The organism is Nonomuraea sp. NPDC026600, assembly GCF_040638335.1.
In the GTDB taxonomy this organism is placed as follows: Bacteria; Actinomycetota; Actinomycetes; order Streptosporangiales; family Streptosporangiaceae; genus Nonomuraea.
On the sequence record NZ_JBEZYD010000006.1, the window covers coordinates 166,767 to 187,013 of the forward strand.

Annotated in this window: 16 protein-coding genes; 11 read left to right on the forward strand and 5 right to left on the reverse strand. The window is 71.2% G+C overall.

Going from position 1 to position 20,247, the window contains the following annotated elements:
• The first annotated feature begins 93 nt into the window (after positions 1–93).
• From AB0F17_RS16530 to sthA, 4 genes are read left to right on the forward strand one after another with little or no spacing between them, the layout of a single operon-like run.
• Entirely contained in the window at positions 94–1,260 is a 1,167-nt protein-coding gene (locus AB0F17_RS16530) for an MFS transporter (RefSeq protein WP_358022889.1), read from the forward strand.
• A gap of 46 nt (positions 1,261–1,306) precedes the next feature.
• Positions 1,307–1,558, forward strand: coding sequence for a hypothetical protein (locus AB0F17_RS16535; RefSeq protein ID WP_358022892.1), 252 nt, complete (start codon positions 1,307–1,309; stop codon positions 1,556–1,558).
• Between the two features lie 15 nt (positions 1,559–1,573).
• Positions 1,574–1,708: an FAD-dependent oxidoreductase gene (locus AB0F17_RS16540; protein WP_358022895.1), complete on the forward strand. Its 135-nt coding sequence runs from the start codon at positions 1,574–1,576 to the stop codon at positions 1,706–1,708.
• Positions 1,701–3,113, forward strand: a complete 1,413-nt coding sequence (gene sthA / locus AB0F17_RS16545) for a Si-specific NAD(P)(+) transhydrogenase (protein WP_358022897.1) — start codon at positions 1,701–1,703, stop codon at positions 3,111–3,113. The genes AB0F17_RS16540 and sthA overlap by 8 nt, the downstream gene beginning before the upstream one ends.
• 128 nt (positions 3,114–3,241) lie before the next feature.
• Here sthA and AB0F17_RS16550 read toward each other — a convergent pair whose 3' ends face one another.
• Both AB0F17_RS16550 and AB0F17_RS16555 read right to left on the reverse strand, forming a co-directional pair.
• Complete coding sequence (locus tag AB0F17_RS16550) at positions 3,242–4,030, reverse strand: DoxX family protein (protein ID WP_358022900.1); 789 nt, start codon at positions 4,028–4,030, stop codon at positions 3,242–3,244.
• 35 nt (positions 4,031–4,065) lie between these two features.
• Positions 4,066–5,595: an MFS transporter gene (locus AB0F17_RS16555; protein ID WP_358022903.1), complete on the reverse strand. Its 1,530-nt coding sequence runs from the start codon at positions 5,593–5,595 to the stop codon at positions 4,066–4,068.
• 176 nt (positions 5,596–5,771) lie between these two features.
• Here AB0F17_RS16555 and AB0F17_RS16560 point away from each other — a divergent pair, with 176 nt between their 5' ends.
• The 7 genes from AB0F17_RS16560 (at position 5,772) to AB0F17_RS16590 (ending at position 16,508) form a co-directional block, all read left to right on the forward strand.
• Complete coding sequence (locus AB0F17_RS16560) at positions 5,772–7,502, forward strand: hypothetical protein (RefSeq protein WP_358022906.1); 1,731 nt, start codon at positions 5,772–5,774, stop codon at positions 7,500–7,502.
• A gap of 15 nt (positions 7,503–7,517) precedes the next feature.
• On the forward strand, positions 7,518–8,414 hold the full coding sequence (locus AB0F17_RS16565) for a haloalkane dehalogenase (protein ID WP_358022909.1): 897 nt from the start codon (positions 7,518–7,520) through the stop codon (positions 8,412–8,414).
• A gap of 64 nt (positions 8,415–8,478) precedes the next feature.
• The gene (locus AB0F17_RS16570) at positions 8,479–10,821 is read left to right on the forward strand and encodes an AAA family ATPase (protein ID WP_358022911.1); all 2,343 of its coding nucleotides are present in this window, start codon (positions 8,479–8,481) and stop codon (positions 10,819–10,821) included.
• Between the two features lie 89 nt (positions 10,822–10,910).
• Positions 10,911–11,894, forward strand: coding sequence for an ABC transporter permease (locus tag AB0F17_RS16575; protein ID WP_358022914.1), 984 nt, complete (start codon positions 10,911–10,913; stop codon positions 11,892–11,894).
• On the forward strand, positions 11,891–12,766 hold the full coding sequence (locus AB0F17_RS16580; RefSeq protein WP_358022917.1) for an ABC transporter permease: 876 nt from the start codon (positions 11,891–11,893) through the stop codon (positions 12,764–12,766). The genes AB0F17_RS16575 and AB0F17_RS16580 overlap by 4 nt, the downstream gene beginning before the upstream one ends.
• On the forward strand, positions 12,763–14,787 hold the full coding sequence (locus AB0F17_RS16585; RefSeq protein ID WP_358022920.1) for an ABC transporter ATP-binding protein: 2,025 nt from the start codon (positions 12,763–12,765) through the stop codon (positions 14,785–14,787). The genes AB0F17_RS16580 and AB0F17_RS16585 overlap by 4 nt, the downstream gene beginning before the upstream one ends.
• A 17-nt stretch (positions 14,788–14,804) precedes the next feature.
• The gene (locus AB0F17_RS16590; protein ID WP_358022923.1) at positions 14,805–16,508 is read left to right on the forward strand and encodes an ABC transporter family substrate-binding protein; all 1,704 of its coding nucleotides are present in this window, start codon (positions 14,805–14,807) and stop codon (positions 16,506–16,508) included.
• 7 nt (positions 16,509–16,515) lie between these two features.
• Here the strand turns inward: AB0F17_RS16590 and AB0F17_RS16595 are convergent, their stop codons facing one another.
• Genes AB0F17_RS16595 through AB0F17_RS16605 form a run of 3 tightly spaced genes read right to left on the reverse strand, consistent with a single transcriptional unit; the run spans position 16,516 to position 20,238 of the window.
• A complete protein-coding gene (locus AB0F17_RS16595; protein ID WP_358022926.1) occupies positions 16,516–17,658 on the reverse strand; it encodes a substrate-binding domain-containing protein in 1,143 nt (380 codons plus the stop codon).
• Positions 17,659–17,668: 10 nt separating this feature from the next.
• Positions 17,669–18,772, reverse strand: coding sequence for an ABC transporter permease (locus tag AB0F17_RS16600; protein WP_358022929.1), 1,104 nt, complete (start codon positions 18,770–18,772; stop codon positions 17,669–17,671).
• On the reverse strand, positions 18,769–20,238 hold the full coding sequence (locus AB0F17_RS16605; protein ID WP_358022932.1) for a sugar ABC transporter ATP-binding protein: 1,470 nt from the start codon (positions 20,236–20,238) through the stop codon (positions 18,769–18,771). The genes AB0F17_RS16600 and AB0F17_RS16605 overlap by 4 nt, the downstream gene beginning before the upstream one ends.
• Positions 20,239–20,247 lie beyond the last annotated feature (9 nt).

Consider the following 20,247-nt stretch of genomic DNA (forward strand, 5'->3'; position numbering starts at 1 on the left):
TTCGCGTGAGCACGAGAATCCCTTCGATTGGGGATATTAAGGACGCTATAGATCTTTGCTGTGCATAACCGTAATGCATGACAAGGGGGGCTGGTGGGGGAACGCGGCATACCGCTCATCGCGGTCAGCGCGGCCTGGGGCGGGTTCTGGGGCTCGTGGTCGGCGCTGCTGCCGGCGATCAAGGAGCAGCTCGGCGCGTCCCCCGCCGAGCTGGGACTGGCGCTGAGCGCGGTGCCGGTGGGGGCGATTCCGGCGATGGCGGTGGCCGGGCGGCTGGCCGGGGGCAGGGAACGTACGGCGTTGATCGCCGTCACCGTGGCCTTCGCGCTGAGCGTCGTGGCCATCGCGCCCGCCGGCTCGCCGACGGCACTCGGGCTGACGCTGCTCCTGGTCGGCATGACCAGCGGCGCGCTCGACGTGACGCTGAACATGGCCACCGGGCGGGCCGAGCGGGAGCACGGGCGCAGGCTGTTCCAGCAGGTGCACGCCGCTTTCCCGCTCGCCGTGATAGTCGCGGCCCCCGCCACCGGGCTGGCCCGCTCGCTCGGCCTGGGCACCGGCACGGTGCTGGTGGTGACCGCGGCCCTCGTGCTCGCCTCGTCGGCGTCGCTGCCGGCCCTGCGCCTGGGCCGGGGCCTGCCCGCCACCGGGGGAGCGGGCGGCAGGCGGCGCTGGACGGTCGCGATCGTGCTCGGCGCGCTGACCGGGTGCGCGCTGATCATCGAGAACTCGATCGAACAGTGGTCGGTGCTGCTCCTCGAAGACCACCGCGGGGCCTCGGCGCTGGTGTCGAGCGCGGCCCCGGCCGTCTACATGGCGGCGCTCACGGTGGGGCGGATCGCCGCGCAGGCGCTGCCCCGGTTCACGCTGCGGACGTTCTACCTGGTGGGCGGGGTGGGCGGACTCGCGGGGATGGCGCTGGCGGGGCTCGGCGGCTCGGTTCTGGCGTCGATGGCGGGGTTCGCGCTGACCGGGCTGGCGCTCGGGCCGCTGGTGCCCGCCGTGCTCAGCCGCGCGGCGGCCGACGACGCGAGCGGCGTGCTGGTGTCCACGGTCTCCGCGATCTCCTACACGGGCTTCGTCATCAGCCCGCTGCTCGTGGCCGCCCTGACGGACCGGCTCGGCCTGCCGGGCGCACTGGCCGCCCTGGGGCTCCTGGCCGTACCCCTGGTGGGCCGCTATTTCGCGGAACGGCCCCGTCGGCACCGACCTCGTGGTCGATGGAGGCGCCCCCGCCTGACGGATTTTCAGCGGAAATAGCCGTCCCATGGGACAACGAGTACCGGCATCCGGGTATCCCCGGGCCATGGCTGTCTGCGAAGCGTGTGGCAACGATTACGACATGTCCTTCGAGGTGCACGCCCAGGGCGCGGTGCACACGTTCGACTCTTTCCAGTGCGCGATCCAGTCGATGGCGCCGATCTGTGAGCACTGCGGCACCAAGGTGATCGGGCACGGCGTCCAGTCGGGCGAGCACTGGTACTGCTGTGCTCACTGCGCCCGCCAAGAGGGCAGCCAGGGAATCGTCGATCGCGTCATGGCGGGGATGTCCGGATAGGTGGACACTTGATGTGTGGCCGATTTTGACGTTGTTGTCGTAGGTTCAGGACCCGGCGGGCAGAAAGCGGCCATCGCGGCCGCGCAGCCCGGCAACCGGGTCGCCGTTCTCGCGCGCCCTCACCTGATGGGCGGCGGCACTCATGTATGACTTCGATGTCCTCGTGCTCGGCAGCGGTCCCGGCGGACAGAAGGCGGCGATCGCCGCGGCGAAACTCGGCCGGCGGGTCGCTGTCGTGGAGAAGACCCACATGCTCGGCGGCGTGTGCATCAACACCGGGACGATCCCCTCCAAGACGCTGCGCGAGGCGGTCCTCTACCTCACGGGTCTCAACCAGCGGGAGCTGTACGGGGCGAGCTACCGGGTGAAGGAAGAGATCACGGTCGCCGACCTCGGCATGCGCACCCAGCACGTGATCGGCCGCGAGATCCAGGTGATCCGCAGCCAGCTCGGCCGGAACCACGTGACGGTCCTGCAAGGAACCGGGCGCTTCCTGGACCCGCACACCGTCGGGATCGCCAGCGACGAGGAGAAGGAGGAGAAGAAGGTCACGGCCGAGAAGATCGTGATCGCCACGGGCACCTCGCCGGCCCGTCCGTCCACGGTCGAATTCGACGACAAGACGGTCATCGACTCCGACGCGATCCTGCACCTCGACCATGTGCCCGAAACGCTCGTCGTCGTCGGCGCCGGGGTCATCGGCATCGAGTACGCCTCGATGTTCGCGGCGCTGGGCACCAAGGTCACCGTGGTCGAGCGGCGCGACCGGATGCTGGAATTCTGTGATCTGGAGATCGTGGAGGCGCTGAAGTACCACCTGCGCGACCTCGCCGTCACCTTCCGGTTCGGGGAGAACGTCGCCGCGGTCGAGCGGCGGCCCCGCGGGGCGCTGACCGTGCTGGAGAGCGGGAAGAAGATCCCCGCCGACTGCGTCATGTACTCGGCCGGACGTCAGGGAAAGACGAACGAGCTGTGCCTGGAAGCGGCCGGGCTCGCCGCCGACGACCGAGGCCGGATCAAGGTCGACGAGAACTACGCCACGCCCGTTCCGCACATCTACGCCGTCGGCGACGTGATCGGCTTCCCCGCGCTGGCCGCCACCTCGATGGAGCAGGGCCGGCTGGCCGCGCAGCACGCGTGCGGCGAACCGGTCGGGGAGATGAAGGGCCTGCCGCCGATCGGCATCTACACCATCCCGGAGATCAGCTTCGTCGGTAAGTCCGAGGACGACCTGACCCGGGACAAGATCCCCTTCGAGGTGGGCATCTCGCGCTACCGCGAACTGGCCCGGGGACAGATCATCGGCGACTCGTACGGGATGCTCAAGCTCCTCGTCTCCTCCGAGGACCGGCGGCTGCTCGGCGTCCACGTGTTCGGCACGGGCGCCACCGAGCTCGTCCACATCGGGCAGACCGTGATGGGCTGCGGCGGCACGGTCGACTACCTGGTCAACGCCGTGTTCAACTATCCGACGCTCGCCGAGTCCTACAAGGTCGCCGCCCTGGACGCGATGAACAAGATGCGGGTGATCGCCCGGCTGACAGCCGAGCTGTGACCCGGGTGATCGCCACCCCGCGATCCCATCGGTCGCGGGGACGGTCACCCGGTGGGGATCACCCGGCAGCGATTCCTCGGTGGGGACCCCAAAGCGGGGACTCCGCGGCGGGGATCCCTCGACAGGGATCACTCGTCGGGGGACGTGCGGCGGCCGCGGGCGGGCGGCTTCTTGCGCCCGGCCACCAGCGTGTCGCCCGGTGCCGCCGAGGGGGCGGGTTCGTCCGTGGGCTCGGTCCCCGACCGGCGCGGCCGGGCATGCGGGGCCGTGTCCTCCAGTCCGGGCCCGTCCGGCTCGCCCTCGGACGAGCCGGAGCGCGAGCCCGATGACCGGCCCCCCGACGGCTTGCCGCCCGAAGAACCGCCCGAACCGCCAGAAGAACCCGAACCACCAGAACTTGAGGAGCCCGAAGAGCCACCCTTGGGCCGGGCAGGCGCGCGGAACCCGGGGGAGTCGGGGTCGCGCAGCGCCGCGATGACCTCATCGGCCTCCGTGTCGGCGGCGAACTCGTTCGCCGCCGCCGATTCCCTGCGCCGGATCACCACCAGATGGTCCACCGATATCCGCCCGGCCCCCACCACGGCCAGCAGCAGCGCGGCCACGCCCAGCAGGATCAGCTCGTTCGTGCTGATCGGATTGAGCGGCGGCGCGATCAGGAAGACGGCGAGGGCCTCGGCGAAGAGGATCAGCCCCATCACCGACACGATCAGCCCGGCGATCAGTAACGCCCCGCCGATCAGCTCGGTCAGCATGGTGACAGTGGCCCAGGCACGGGGCGCGGGCGCGCCCTGCGCGAGGAACTTCGCCCCCGTGGTGTTCAGGCCGTCCTCGAGCTTGGTCCAGCCGTTCGAGAAGAAGATGCCGCCCACACCGAGGCGGGCGACCAGCGAAGCAAGATCACGAAAGGCCTGTTTCACGGTTGTTGTCTGCCCTAAGCGGGACATCACACACCTCAATCACGGCGGAGCAGCGTGGCCACGGCGACGGCGGTCAGGCTGAGCAGGACGACGCTCACGACGACGGTCGTGTGCAGGGCATGGACGAAGGCCCACCGGGCGGCGTCGAGCAGCGCGCCGCCGGCGCCGCCGCCGATCTCGTCGGCCACGTGCGCGGCGCTGGCGAGAGACTGCCTGGCCTCGTCCATGCCGCCGTCGGACACTCCGGGAACGGCGGGCAGCGCGGGCGCGTAGGCGATCGTGGTGATCGTGCCGAGCACGGCGACCCCGAGCCCGGCGCCGAGCTCGTAGGCGGTCTCCTCGATGGCCGCCGCTCCGCCCGCATGGGACTCGGGGGCCGAGGACATGATCGTGTCGGAGGCGGCGAGCAGCGCCACCTGGACGCCGAACCCGATGCCCACGAAGCAGATCGCCAGCAGGACGGGGTGCGCCTCGACGCCCCAGGTGAGCGTGGGGGTGAGCGCGAGCGCGACGAGGCCGAGGCCGCCGCTCATGGTGGCGCGCATGCCGATCTTGGGCAGCATGTGCGCCGCGGCCAGCCCGCCGGAGATCGCCGAGATCACCAGCGGCAGCATCCGGATGGCCGCGCGCAGCGGGCTGTCACCGAGCACGAGTTGCAGGTATTGCGCCAGCATGAGCTGCAGCCCCACCAGCGCGAACACGCCCAGCAGCACTCCGACGACGCCGGTGGTGAACTCGCGCCGCCGGAACAGCCCGACCTCCAGCAGCGGCGACGCCAGCCGGGCCTGCCGTCGTACGAACCAGACCAGCAGCGCCACCCCGGCGAGGAAGACCAGGACGGAGGCCCCGAACGGGATCAGGCTGCCCGCTCCGGCCTCCTTCAGCCCGAACGCCAGCGCCAGGATGCCCAGCACGGACAGCGCGGCGCTGAGACGGTCCCACGGCTGCCCGCTACGCTCCCGCGACTCCGGCAGCAGCCGGGCGGCGGCGGGCAGCAGCACGAGCAGGATGGGCACGTTGATCAGGAAGACCGCGCCCCACCAGATGCCGACGAGCACTCCGCCGATCAGCGGTCCGACGGCGGCTCCCGCGGCGGCGACCGCGCTCCAGACGCCCAGTGCGATGGCCCGCTCGCGCCGGTCGGGGAAGACCTGGCGGATCAGCGACAGCGTGGCCGGCATGATCATCGCGCCGCCCACCCCGAGCAGCGCCCTGGCCAGGATCAGGACCAGGGGCGTGGGGGAGAAGGCGGCGACGGCCGAGGCCACCCCGAACAGCACGAACCCCGCGAGCACCAGCCGTTTGCGCCCGTAGCGGTCGCCGAGCGCGCCGAACATGACCAGCAGCGGCGCCACGACCAGCGAGTAGACGTCGATGATCCAGAGCAGTTGCACCGCCGTCGGCTCCAGCGCCGCGGTGAGCGCGGGCACGGCGATGTGCAGGACGGTCGCGTCGACGGTGATCAGGAGCAGGCTCAGGCAGAGCAGCACCAGGATGGACCAGCGGTTGTCCCGATGTTCCTGAACCGCGCGCCGGAGAGCCGGTGCGGCCTGAGTGACGGTCATGGGCCTCCTTGCAGGCCGATCCGATCTCATGCAAGGCCCACATGAACTTGCGTGGCAGCTTAGGCCATGCCATGCGATCGGGACAGCCGTATCGGGCGATCCACGGCCTGAGGCACCTCTCTAGAGAGACACAGCCATATGTCCCGGCCTATCCAACTCTGTCCGGTCAGCCGATCATGGACTCCGTGGGGACCGCGGAAAGTGCCGACAGGACCGCCAGATCTCCCCGCGAATGGTGCGAAGAGGCGGTTGCCAGACTAAGAACCGGACAGCCCGACACCGCGCTGGAGGCCGCTCGCCTGGCCGCCGACCTGGAGCCGGCCAACGAGTGGGCCTACCGCCTGATCAGCCTCGCGCTGGAGCGCCAGGGCCGCGACGCCGACGCGGTCGCGCCCGCGGAGCACGCGGTGAGCCTCGCCAGAGGGTCCTGGCCGGCGCGGCTGCGGCTGGGCACCGCGCTGCGCCGCGTCCCCGGGCGCTGGGACGAGGCCGTCGAGCAGGCGGCGCTGGCCCGCAGGTACGCCCCCGAGGAGGCCGACCCCCACGTGCTGCACGGCGACCAGGCGCTGCTCCGCGCCGAGCACGCCCCCGCCGAACGCGCCTACCTGACCGCGCTCGACCGGGATCCCGCGCATCCGCAGGCCCGCGTCAACCTCGGACTGACGCTGCTGCGCTGGGACCGCTTCCCCGCCCACCGCGACCCCGCCTGGCCGATCGACCCGCGCGAGAGCGGGCGGGCCAGACGGGCGCTGGAGGTCTGGTCGCGCCAGTCCCGCCTGCTGGTCGCGCTCGCGACCATCGCCATCGTCGTGGCCGCCCTCGCCTTCGACCGGGGCCGCGAGGGCCGGCTCGGCGGCCTCGTGGTGCTGGTCCTGCTCGTCCCGATCACGCTCAGGCAGGCGCGCCGGGTCAGGGTGTGGTCCTACGTGCCCGCCATGCTCGGCCGCGACCCCTGGCTCGGCGCCGCCCTGGCGTCGGCGGCCGTGTCGGTGGCCGCGTTCGCGGCCTGGCTGACGTTGGGCGCACTGCCCGGCATGCCATCGGCGTTCGACCCGTTGTGGGCCGCTCTGGCGGGCATCGTGGTGCTCGGCTGGCCGGTGTCGGCGGCCGTCCGCGCGCTGGCCGAGTTGTGGCGCGGCAGCCCGCTGCGGGCCTTGGCCCAGTTCGCCCGGGTGCCCGCCGAGCGCACGGCCAGGCGGAACGGGGGAGTCGCGCTCTGGATCGTGCTCGGCCGGACGTGGTCGGTGCTGGTGCCCCTGGTGTGCGGGGCGCTGGCCGTGGAGCCGCGGGCCGCCGTGCTCGCGGTGGCGGTGCCGTACCCGATGCTGGCCTCTTACCGGCGGGCCCGCTACGGCGAGGACGGCTGGCTGGCGGTCGCGACCGGTCTGGTCGTGCTGGCGTCCGTGGCCTGTGCGGCGGCCGGCCTGCTGGGGCTCGTCTGGGCGTGGCGGGCCGGGCTCGGCGCGCTCGGCGCGGCGGTGGTCGTGTTCGCGCTGCGTGCCGCGCGCGCTTGGTGGCGCGGCGGGCCCGGCCCCTGGCGCGCGTCACTGATCATGTGCGACCTGCCCACCGGGGACGCGCCATCGGTCGCGCTCACTCCGGAGATACGTCAGGCGTTCGCGTACGCCAGGAGCGTCGTCCTGTCCTTCGGCGACTCCCTCGGCCCGCGCGTCGTGGGCACGGCGGCGACCGTCACCCCGTCGGGAGAGCTCCGGCTGGTCCCCGAGCCGCAGGCCCGCGCGGCCGTCGAGGCGGATCCGCGGGTGGCGGTGTTCGCCGCCGATCCGTTGCAGCGCAGGTTCTGGGTGGAGGTGCGCGGCATCGCCGTGGCCGATTCGGACCTGCTGCGGGTCACCCCCAAGCAGGTGCTCATGGGGGAATTCCCTGGGCGGCACCAGCGGCGCTAGCTAGAATATCGTTCTATGCGGACTCTCCGTACCCCCGAAGAGCGTTTCGCCGACCTGCCCGACTTCCCCTACGAGCCGCGCTACGCCGAAGTGGCGGACGGCCTGCGCATGGCCTACGTCGAGGCGGGCCGCGCCGACGGGGCGCCGGTGGTGCTGCTGCACGGCGAGCCGACCTGGTCCTTCCTCTATCGCCACGTCATGCGCGAGCTGGCGGCGGCCGGGCTGCGGGCCATCGCCGTCGACCTGGTGGGGTTCGGCCGCTCCGACAAGCCGGCCGAACGGGCCGACCACACCTACGCCAGGCACGTCGAGTGGACGCGCGCGCTGCTGTTCGACGCGCTCGGGCTGACCGGCGTCACCATGGTCGGGCAGGACTGGGGCGGCCTGATCGGGCTGCGGATCGCCGCCGAGCACCCGGAGCGCGTCGCCGCGATCGTCGCGGCCAACACGGGCTTGCCGACCGGTGACATTCCCATGCCCGAAGTGTGGCATCGCTTTAAAGATGCGGTGATGAATGCTCCCGCGTTGGATATCGCCAGATTCGTTCAGGCGGGTTGCAAGAGCGAACTCTCCCCGGCGGTGCGCGCCGCCTATGACGCCCCCTTCCCCGACGAGTCGTACAAGGTCGCCGCGAAGGCCATGCCGGGGCTCGTCCCGATCACGCCCGACGACCCCGCCGCGCCCGCCAACCGCGCCGCCTGGCAGGTCCTCACCACGCTGGATCGCCCTTTTCTGGTGGCTTTCTCCGACGGAGATCCGATAACTGGAGGTATGGCGCCGATCCTGATCAAGTCGATGGCGGGCGCCGCGGGACGCTCCCATCCGGTGATCACCGGCGCCGGTCACTTCCTCCAGGAGGACGCGGGCGGCGAACTCGGCCGCCACATCGCGGAGTTCGTCATCGCTACCTAGCGTGTCAGGTCCGCCCAATCGTCGGTCTGGTGCGGTATAACCAGGGGCGGACCGGGGAGGCGTGATGCGTGAGTCCGGCAGGGCCCAAGCCGCAGGGCGGACCGCGGCGCGGGATCTGTTTGAACAGGTGCGGCTGCGCTATTTCCAGCTTCCCCCGGCGGTGCGCCGGGTGATGCACGTGGTGGTGCTCATCGCCACCGTCGGCGTGGCCGCCGCGCTCGGCTGGGACCTCTTCAAGACCTTCCTCATCACCCTGCTGGTGCTCGCGTTCCTCGCGCTGACGCTGCGCTTCCCGCGCGCCGCCGCGACCGTGCTGGTGCTCGCGGGCTGGTGCGCGCTGCTGCCGGTGTTCTACGCGCTCTTCCCGCCGCCCTCGATGGCCCCCACGCTGCTGATGCTGCTGGCGGTGCCCGTCGCCGCCGCCGCGCACCTGATCCGCTGGGTGACGCCGTGGCTGACCGTGCTGATGGCGCTCGTCCCCGCCGGGGCGCTGGCCGCGGCCGTCTCGCCGGTCTCCGGCGCCGTGGCGCTCTGGGTCGCCTACGCCGCCGCCGCCGCGGTCCTCGTCCACCGCTTCATCGCCGCCCGCCGGGCCAAGGGCGCGCTGAGCGCCGAGGAGCAGGTCCGGGTCAGGGCCCGCGAGGGCAGGCCGGAGCCGCCCGCCGAGAAGGCCGGCGGGCTGCCCGACATCTCGGTCGAGGACGCGCTGGCCGAGCTGGAGAACATGATCGGGCTCGTCCCGGTCAAGGAGCAGGTCCGCTCGATCGCCGCCTCCATCGAGGCGTCCCGGCTGCGGGCCGAGGCCGGCTACAAGGCCGGCCGCCCGACCAGGCACTTCGTCTTCCTCGGCCCGCCCGGCACGGGCAAGACCAGCGTGGCCCGCACGGTGGCGAAGATCTTCTACGCGTTCGGCCTGCTCGACACCCCCTACGTGGTCGAGGCGCAGCGGGCCGACCTGGTCGGCGAGTTCCTCGGCGCGACGGCGATCAAGACCAACGAGCTGGTCGACCGGGCGCTGGGCGGCGTGCTGTTCATCGACGAGGCGTACGGCCTGATCAACTCCTCCGACGGCCAGCCCGACAGGTTCGGCGCCGAGGCCGTGCAGACGCTGCTCAAACGGGCCGAGGACGACCGCGACCGGTTGATCATCATCCTGGCCGGATACGAGCAGGAGATGACCTCGTTCCTGTCCACCAACCCCGGCCTGGCCAGCAGGTTCGCCACCCGGGTGCGCTTCCCGAGCTACTCGCCCGGCGAGCTGTCGGAGATCACCGAGGTGCTCCAGCGGCACCGGGGCGACACGATGGCGCCCGACGCGCGCGCCGCGCTGCTCGGCCTGTTCGAGGACGTCCAGCGGCGCGGGCTCGTCGACGAGCTGGGCAACGCCCGGTTCGTCCGCAGCCTCATCGAGGCCGCGGCGACGGCCCGTGACGTACGCGTCGTGGGCGCGGGCGGCACACCGACCACCGAGGACCTGGTGACCACCACGACCGCCGACGTGACCAAGGCGTTCGACGAGCTGACCGCCCGCTTCCGCGGCTACGAGGACACCCCCACGATCGAGGAGGCGCTGGCCGACCTCGACAGGATGGCCGGGCTCGCGCCGGTCAAGCGGCAGGTGCACGCCATCGCCGCCCAGCTCCAGGTCGCCCGGATGCGGCAGGAGCGCGGGCTGCCCACGCCGCCGCAGATGCGCCACTTCGTGTTCGCCGGCCCGCCGGGCACCGGCAAGACCACGGTGGCCAGGGTCATCGGCCGCATCTTCGCCGCGCTCGGCCTGCTGGCCAGGCCCGACGTGGTCGAGGCCCAGCGAGCCGACCTGGTCGGCCAGCACCTCGGCGCGACGGCGATCAAGACCAACGAGCTGGTCGACCGGGCGCTGGGTGGCGTGCTGTTCATCGACGAGGCCTACAGCCTGGTCAACACCGGCTACTCCGGTGGCGACGCGTTCGGCGCCGAGGCCGTGCAGACGCTGCTCAAACGGGCCGAGGACGACCGCGACCGGCTCGTCGTCGTGCTGGCCGGCTACCAGCGCGAGATGGACACGTTCCTGTCCACCAACCCCGGCCTGGCCAGCCGGTTCAGTCAGCGGGTCGCCTTCCCCAGCTACTCCGCGGGGGAGCTGTCCGAGATCGCCGTGCTGCTGGCCGACAAATCGGGCGACCGCTTCGACGAGGCCGCGCTGCGCGACCTCGACGAGGTCTTCGCCTGGGTCTGCGACGAGCGGCTCATCGACGGGCTGGGCAACGGGCGCTTCGCCAGGTCGCTGTTCGAGCGCGCGGCCATGCGCCGCGACGTACGACTCGCCGCGCTGGCGGGTGGCGGCGGCTCGGCCAGCTCGGCCGAGCTGACGACTATCACCAGCGACGATGTCCGCATGGCCGTAGACGAACTTTCCGGACGTTAACCAGACTCCAGTTTGGCAGTTCCGTGCGCCCCGATGCTCGCATGGTGTAGCAATATGACTACACATCGTGCGCGCCGAAGGGGAGGGCGATGGCGGGGTTCCTGGCCCGCAGGCTGCTCAACTATCTGGTGCTAGTCGCCGTCGCAGCCAGCCTCGCCTACATGCTCGCGGCGAGCGCCCTCGATCCGCGCTCCAACTACGCAGACCGGACGCCCAAGCCGCCGCCGGCCGTCGTCGACGCGCAGCTCACCGAGCTCAATCTCAACGACCGCACGCCGCTGCTCCAGCGCTACGCGACGTGGGCGGGCGGCGTGGTGCAGGGCGACTTCGGCCGTACGGTGACCGGCTCGCCGGTCAACGAGGACCTCAAGCGGCGCATGGGCGTCACCTTCCGGCTGGTGCTGCTCGGGGTCATCTGCGGCAGCCTGCTCGGGGTGGTCGTGGGGGCCGCCGCCGCGGTCAAGCAGTACGGGTGGTTCGACCGGCTGTCGACCGGGCTGTCGTTCCTGGTGCTCGCGATGCCCGTGGTCGTGCTGGCCAACGTGCTGATCCTGCTCGGCACCGCGGTCAACGAGCGGCTCGGCCACCGGCTCTTCCTGGTCAGCGGCGAATACAGTGACGGGCTCGACACCGGTTTCTGGGGGTCGGTGGCGGACCGGCTGAAACACCTGATCCTGCCGACGATCTCGCTGTCGCTCGGGCTCATCGCGATCTTCAGCCGCTACCAGCGCAACACCATGCTCGACGTGCTCGGCGCCGACTTCGTCCGCACCGCCATGGCCAAGGGGCTGAGCAGGAGCCAGGCGCTCATCCGCCACGCCCTGCGCACCGCGCTGATCCCCGTCGCGACCTACTTCGCGTTCACGTTCGGCGCGCTGCTGACCGGCGCGACGTTCACCGAGAAGATCTTCGGCTGGCACGGGCTGGGCGAACAACTGATCAACTCCATCTTCACCAATGACGTCAACACCGTGGCGGCCATCGCCTGCATCGCCGCCATCGCGGTGCTGTGCGCGTCGCTGGCGGCCGACCTGCTGCACGCCGCCCTCGACCCGCGGGTGAGGGCCGGATGACGCTGCTCACCGCTCACAGGGTGCCCTCACGGCTGCGGGTGGTCGCCTGGCGGTTCTTCCAGTCCGCGCAGGGGCGGATCGGCTTCGCCGTGCTCGTGCTGCTGTTCCTGCTGGCCTTCGCCGGGCCGGGCTTCAGCCTGTGGTCCTACACCGACAAGGACTTCACGGCCTTCCTCAGCCCGCCGTCGGCCGAGCACTGGTTCGGCACGCTGCAGACCGGCGCCGACGTCTACGCGGTGACGCTGCGCGGCATGCGCAAGTCGCTGGTCGTCGGGCTGCTGGCGGCGCTCGTGTCCACCGCGCTGGCCGCCGTCGTGGGGGCGTTCGCCGGCTACTTCCCCGGCTGGCCCGACCGGGTGCTCACCTGGGGCACCGACCTGCTCCTGGTGCTGCCTGCGTTCCTGGTCCTGGCCGTCATGTCGCCGCTGTTCGGGGCGGGACAGTGGGTGCTGTTCGTGATCATGCTGGCGCTGTTCCTCTGGATGGTCACCTCGAAGATCGTCAGAGGGATGACGATCTCGCTGAAGCAGCGGGAGTTCATCCAGGCCGCCCGCTTCATGGGCGTCTCGCCGGTGCGCATCATCTTCCGGCACATCATCCCCAACCTGTCGTCGCTGCTGATCGTCGACGCCACCCTCAACGTCAGCGCGGCCATCCTCACCGAGACCTCCCTGTCCTACTTCGGCTTCGGCATCCAGCCACCCGACGTCTCCTTCGGCACGCTCATCGCGGACGGCTCCAGGACCGCCATCTACGCGCCGTGGACGTTCTGGTTCGTCGCCGGGCTACTGGTGATCACCGTGCTCGCGGTCAACCTCATCGGCGACGCGCTGCGTGACGCGTTCGACCCCGCCTCCCAGAGGCCGCGGTGACCCCCGTCCTGGAGGTCACCGACCTCAACGTCTCCTTCGGCGACGTGCTCGCCGTACGCGGTGTCGGCTATTCGGTAGGCCAGGGCGAGGTGCTCGGCATCGTCGGCGAGTCGGGCTCCGGCAAGTCCGTCACCTCGGCCGCGGTCATGGGCCTGCTGCCGCCGGGCGCCAAGGTCACCGGCTCGGTGCGGCTGCACGGCAGGGAGCTGATCGGCGCCCGCCAGCGGGAGCTGACCGCCTTCCGCGGCAAGACCATGTCGATGGTCTTCCAGGACCCGCTGTCCGCGCTCACCCCCGTCTACCGGGTGGGCGACCAGATCGCCGAGGCCGTGCGCATCCACCAGAAGGTGACCAAGGAGCAGGCCGCGGTCAAAGCGGTCGACCTGCTCGACCTGGTCGGCATCCCCAACCCGGCGGAGCGGGCCCTGGCCTTCCCGCACGAGTTCTCCGGCGGCATGCGGCAGCGCGCGGTGATCGCGATGGCCATCGCCAACGACCCCGACGTGATCATCTGCGACGAGCCCACCACCGCGCTCGACGTCACCATCCAGGCGCAGGTGCTCGAAGTGCTGAAGAAGGCGCAGCGGGAGACGGGCGCCGCGATCGTCATGATCACGCACGATCTCGGGGTGGTGGCCGGGTTCGCCGACCGGGTGCTGGTGATGTACGCGGGCCGGCCGGTCGAGGTGGGCGACGTGGACGACATCTACTACGGGCCGCGCATGCCCTACACCGTGGGGCTGCTCAGCTCGATCCCGCGCGTCGACCGGGACGGGCGGCAGCCGCTCGTGCCCATCGAGGGCGCGCCGCCGTCGCCCGCGGCGCTGCCGCCGGGCTGCCCGTTCGCACCGCGCTGCCCGATGCGGGTCGACGCCTGCGACGCGGCCGAGCCGCCGCTGTTCGACGTCGGGCCGGCGCACCGGGCCGCGTGCATCCGCTGGGAAGAGGTACGCCCGCGCAGCGCGGCCAAGCACGCGGTCCCCGTCCATCTCGGCGAGCTACGGCCGCGCCTGGACCGGCAGGCGGTGCTGGAGGTCGACGGGCTGGTCAAGCAGTATCCGTTGCTGCGGGGGTCGGTGTTCAAGCGCCGGGTCGGCACCGTCCAGGCGGTGGCGGGCGTCAGCTTCGACGTACGCGAGGGCGAGACGCTCGGGCTCGTCGGCGAGTCGGGCTGCGGCAAGACCACGACGCTGATGGAGATCCTGGAGCTGACCGAGCCGCAGGAAGGCCGCATCGTCGTGCTCGGGCACGACACCGCGCGGCTCGGCGGCGCGGACCGGATGGCGATCAGACGCGACATGCAGGTGGTCTTCCAGGACCCGCTCGCCTCCCTCGACCCGCGCATGACCGTCTACGACATCCTGGCCGAGCCGCTGCGCGCCCACGGCAGGGGCAATCCGGGCCTGCGGGTGGCCGAGCTGCTCGACCTGGTCGGGCTCGACGCCTCCCACGCGGCCCGCTACCCCCAGGACTTCTCCGGCGGGCAGCGGCAGCGCATCGGCATCGCCCGCGCGCTCGCGCTCGAACCCAGGCTCCTGGCGCTCGACGAGCCGGTCTCCGCGCTCGACGTGTCGATCCAGGCCGGTGTGATCAACCTGCTCGACGCGCTGAAGACCGAGCTCGGGCTGTCCTACCTGTTCGTCGCGCACGACCTGGCCGTGGTGCGCTACATCGCCGACCGGGTGGCCGTCATGTACCTCGGCAGGATCGCCGAGATCGGGCAGGTCGACGCCGTCTACGGCGCCCCCGCGCACCCCTACACGCAGGCGCTGCTCTCGGCGATCCCGCTGCCCGACCCGGTCCGCGAGCGCTCACGCCGGCGGATCCTGCTCGAAGGCGATCTCCCCAGCCCGGCCGACCCCCCGTCGGGCTGCCGCTTCCGTACCCGATGCCCGAAGTTCAAAGCCGCGCTGACCGACGACGAACGCGTCTTGTGCGTGACCGTCGAGCCTTCGGTGCGGCTGCTCGATCGGGACCAGGGCGCGGCCTGTCACTACGCCGAAAAGCTCGAAGTCACTTAAGCGGGAGGATTCGCTCGATGAAAGCATCACGGCTGATCGCGGCCGCCGCCCTGGCCGGTTCGCTGTGCCTGGCGGGCTGCGGCGGCGGGCCCGGGAGCCACGGCGGCGGCGCCGCGGGTGGCTTGCGGGGAGACGACATGGGCTTCAAGGCGTACGACGTCAACCCGCAGCCGCGTGACAAGGTCAAGGACGGTGGCACGCTGCGCTGGGGCATCAACGAGTTCCCCACCCAGTGGAACCGTAACCACGTCGACGGCAACCTCGCGGTGGCCGCGCTGGTCAGCAACGCGCTGCTGCCCGCGCCGTTCAGGTCCGACGAGAAGGCGGACATCACCCCCGACCCCAACTACCTGCTCGGCGCCGAGGTCACCGATCGCGACCCGAACCAGGTCGTCACCTACACGCTCAACCCCAAGGCCAAGTGGTCCGACGGCAAGCCGATCACCTGGGCCGACTACCAGGCCCAGTGGAAGGCGCTCAACGGGACGAATCCCGCCTTCCACATCGTCTCGTCGACCGGCTACCAGGACATCTCCGACGTACGGCGGGGCCGCGACGACTACTCGGTCGTGGTGACCTTCTCCCGGCCCTTCGGCGACTGGATGTCGCTGTTCGGCCCGCTGCTGCCGGCCTCCACCAACGGGACGCCCGAGGCCTACAACACCGCCTGGCTGAACAAGATCCCGGTGACCGCCGGGCCGTTCAAGTTCAAGAGCTTCGACCAGACGGCCAAGACGATCACGATCGTCCGCGACGACGGCTGGTGGGGCGACCGGGCCAAGCTCGACCAGATCATCTACCGCGCCTCCGAGCAGGACTCGCTGGTCGGCGCGTTCAGCAACGGCGAACTCGACATCACCGACGTCGGCCCGTCGGCGCCCGACTACGCGCGCGCCAAGTCCACCCCGGGCGCGGCCGTACGCCAGGCGGCGGGCCCCGACTTCCGCCACTTCACCTTCAACGGCTCCAGCGAACTGCTGAAGGACCAGCGGGTCAGGCAGGCCATCCAGCTCGGCATCAACCGCCAGGCGATCGCCCAGTCCGACCTGCAGGGCCTCGACTGGCCGATCACGCTGCTGAACAACCACTTCTTCATGAACACCCAGGAGGGCTACCAGGACAACGCCGGCCCCCTGGGCGCCTACGACCCCGCCCAGGCCAAGCGGCTGCTCGACGCGGCGGGCTGGCGGGTGGCGGCCGGCGGCGTCCGCCAGAAGGACGGCAAGAGCCTCGACCTGCGCTTCGTGGTCCCGTCGGGTGTGCAGATCAGCAAGTCGGAGGGCGAGCTGGCCCAGAACATGCTCACGCAGATCGGCGTCAAACTCACCCTTCAGGCCGTGCCCAGCGACGACTTCTTCACCAGGTACGTCATTCCGGGGAACTTTGACATCACCCCGTTCGCGTACATTGGCACGCCTTTTCCGGTTTCGAGCAGTTATGGGATCTACGCGAATTCCCCGAACGGGCAGACCTGGAACGCCAATTTCGGCCGCGTAGGGTCGCCCGAGATCGACGCGGCGATGAACAGAGCCAGCCAGAACCTGGACCTGAAGCAGGCCCACGCGGACACGAACGTGGCGGACAAGCTGATCTGGCAGGAGGTCAACGTGCTGCCGTTGTACCAGAGGCCGCAGAATGTGGCGGCTCGGGCGACGCTGGCCAACGTGGGGGCCCGCGGCTTCTACGACCTCCGCTACCAGGACATCGGCTTCACCCGCTGATAGGGCCTCAGCCGTTCCAGATCCGCTCGTAGGCGGCGCGAAAGCCCTGGGGGTCCCACGACGTGGTGTCGTCGATGTTCTGTGTCGTGGTCAGATGTACGGGCGCGACATAGCCGCTAGGGGGCCGGCCGGCGAACGCGCGGTTGAACTCGTCGACGATCTGGCTGCCCTGCGCGTTCAACGGCTCGGGAACGGTCGCCGCCTGGAACTGCCGGCTTCGGATGCGCTGGAACGCCGACGGGTCGCCGTCACCCGCGCCGATCGAGAAGGGGGCCCCGTCGCCCGCCTTGCCCGCGGCGCGCAGGGCCGGCGCCGCGTCGGCGAAATAGAGGTCGTTGATGGCGGCCGAGTAGGTCCATCGATCACCGAAGCGCGACACGAGCGCGGCGACCGCCTGAGGCGTGCGGCTGCCCGTGTCGGGAAGCGGGATGTTCTGGTAGGAGAGCAGCTTGACGCCGGAGCAGCTCAGCAGGGTCTTCTTGATCAGTTGTGACTTGTTCTCCGCGAAGGGGATCGAGGAGTCGGTGAAGATGACGACTCCGGCGTTCCCGTTCGACTGGGCGATGATCCAGTACGCGCTGATCCGCGCGACGTCCTCCACCCGGGTGGTGATGTTGGTGAAGAGTCTCGGGTTCTGGCTGGGCCCGGGCCGGCTCGTCGCATGCCACCCGATCAGCGGGATCTGCGCGTCATTGGCCTGCCTGACCTGCTCGGCGGTGGAGTTCGGGTCGAAGCCGCCGATGACGATCCCCGACGGGCGCAGGGCGATGGCCTGGCCGAAGGCCGTGCGTGCCCCGGCGGGAGTGCCCTGGCCGTCGATCACCCGGACGTTCCAGCCGATGGACCTCCCGGCTTCCTCCACCGCCTTGGCCGTGCCCGCGACGCCGGGATTGATCATGGTCTCCGCCACGAACACGATGCTCTTGCCCCGGACCGCTCGTGGTCCGCTCGTGGGGCCCTGCCAGGCGTCGATTCCCTCGGCCCGCGCGACGGCCTGCTTGGCCGCGGTCAGGACACCGGGGCAGGTGCTCGCCGGCCGTGCGGTGCCGGGAGCCGGGCTGGACGAGCCGAGCGAGCAGCCGCCGACGAGCACGGTGGCCACCGCCAGCGCCGACGCGGTGCGCGAGAAGCGGTTACGGGTGCGGTTCACGCTCGGCTCCTCACTCGGCGGGTGGGACGGTCCATGGCGGTGGCGGGCGGCCGGCCGGTGCGGCGGCTGACTCGGCCGATGTCTGCTCCGCCGGAGGTGGTGGCGTGCGGCGCGGCGCGCCCGGCCCGGTGCGCAGCCGGCGCCGGGTCGTGTAGCCGACCAGTCCGACCGCGATGAGCAGGGTGATGCCGTTGAACAGCGGCGTCACCCAGAAGTCCGCCCCCAACTGGCTGATGCCCGACAGGCCGATCGCGAGGATGGCGACGGCGACGACGGTGCCGAGCGGGTTGGGCCGCCCGGCTCTGATCGCGGTGGAGCCGAGCAGGGCGGCGACGAACGCCGGCAGCAGGTAGTCGAGCCCGACGCTCGGATTGCCGATCTGCTGCTGCGCGGCGAGCAGGACACCCGCGGAGCCGGTGACGAGGCCGGAGCCCATGAAGGCGTAGACGACGTACCGGCGGGTCGGGATCCCGATCAGGTCGGCGGCGCGCGGGTTCGAGCCGATGACGTAGAGGTAGCGGCCGAGGGGGAGGCGTTCGAGCACGACCCAGAGCACCGCGGCGAGGACGAGGACGTAGAACGCGGGAGCCGGCAGGCCCAGGAACTTCGCGTCGGAGATGCCGATGAACTGCGCCGGCAGGCCTTCGGGGCCGGGAACGATCCGGGCGCCCTTGGTCACCCAGCCCGTGATGGCGTACATGACGCTGCCGGTGCCCAGGGTGGCGATGAACGAGTCGATCCGCGCGAACTCGACGAGCAGACCGTTGATCACGCCGGTGAGCGCCCCGCCGATGAGCACGCCGAGGCAGGCCAGGGGCCATGGCCAGCGGGCGGCGATGATGAGTTGCAGGGTCAGGACGTGCCAGAGCCCGAGGCCGTAGCCGATGGACAGGTCGAACTTTCCCGTGACGATGGGGATCATCGCGCCCAGTGCCAGGATCGCGGTGATCGAATGAGTCGACAGGATCGACGTCAGGTTGGCCATCGTGGGAAAGGTGTCCGGCAGGACGAGCGCGAACACGATGAACAGGACGACCGCCAACGCGAGCAGTCCGTAGCTGCCGATGAGGTGGCCGGCGGTGGGCCGTCGCCGGCGCGGGAGCTCCGTGGTCATCGGCGGGTCGTCCCGGTGGCGGCGGGCGCGGCCGACGCGGCCCGGGTGAGCGCGGTGACCGTGAGGGCGTCACCGGCCAGCTCGGCGGTCACCGTCCCCCGGACGAAGACGAGGGCGCGATCACACACGTTCACGACCTCTTCGAAGTCGGCGGAGCTGAGGAGGAGGGCCAGGCCACCGGCCACGGCGTCGTCGAGGAGCCGGTAGATCTCGGGTTTGGCGCCGACGTCGACACTGGCCGTCGGCTCCTCGAGGATCAGGAGGCGACGGTCCGTGCCGAGCCAGCGGCCGAGGACGACCTTCTGCTGGTTTCCGCCCGACAGGGTGGCGAGCGGCGCCTCGGTGTCCGCGGGGTGGACGCCGAAGCACGCGACGAGCGCCGCCGCTTCGGCGCGCTCCCGGTGCGGCCGGATCCAGCTCAGCGGTGACCGGCCGTGCGCCTTGGCGTTCGCCAGGAAGTTCTCCCGGACGCTGAGGTCCGGGGCGATGCCTTCCTCCTGCCGGTCGCTGGTCACCAGACCGACACCCGCGCTGACGGCCGCCGACACCGACCTGGGCTGGTACGGACGCCCGTCAAGCAGGACGCGGCCGGCGAGAACGGGGTGCGAGCCGGCCAGGGCGCGGCCGAGATCCGCGTGACCGGCGCCCGTGAGACCGACCAGACCGATCGCCTCGCCGGCCCGCAGGTCGAGGCTGATCGGGCCGGCCTGCCCGGTTCGCACGCCGGCGAGGCTCAGCACGACCTGTCCCGCGTCGCGATGCGGGCGCTGGTGGGGCGTCGGTTCGTGCCCGACGATCTCGCGCACGAGGCGGGTGCGATAGCCGCCGGTGAGGGGCCCCTGGCTGACGAGGCGCCCGTTGCGCAGGACCGCGACCCGGTCGGCGATCGCCCGCACCTCGTCGAGCCGGTGGGTCACGTACACGATGCCGTGACCCCGGTCGCGTAGCGCGCGCAGCACCTCGAACAGGCGGGCGCAGTCGGGTGCGGGCAGGCTCGCGGTCGGCTCGTCGAGCACGATGAGCTCGGCCTCGGCGGCCAGCGCGCGGGTGATGGCGACGAGTGACCGCTCGGCGCGCGTGAGGTTGGAGATCCGTTCATCGGGGTCGAGGTGGATCGCGACGAGCCGGAGGGCTTCCGCGCAGCGGTCGCGCACCTGTTGCCAGGAGATGAGACCGCCACGCCGGCTGTAGCCGGTGCCCAGGGCGATGTTCTCGGCGACGGTCATCCACTCGACGAGGCCGAGGTCCTGGTGGATGAAGGACATGCCGTGGGAGGCGGCCTGGCTGTCCAGCGGATGGCCGGCCACCACCACCTCGCCCTCGTCGGCGCGGTAGATCCCGGCCAGGATCTTGATCAGTGTGGACTTGCCGGCGCCGTTCTGTCCGAGCAGGCCGAGGACGCCGCCGCGGTGGATGTCGAGATCCACCCCCTCCAGCGCGGCGGTGCCGCCGAACCGCTTGCTCACTCCACGGAT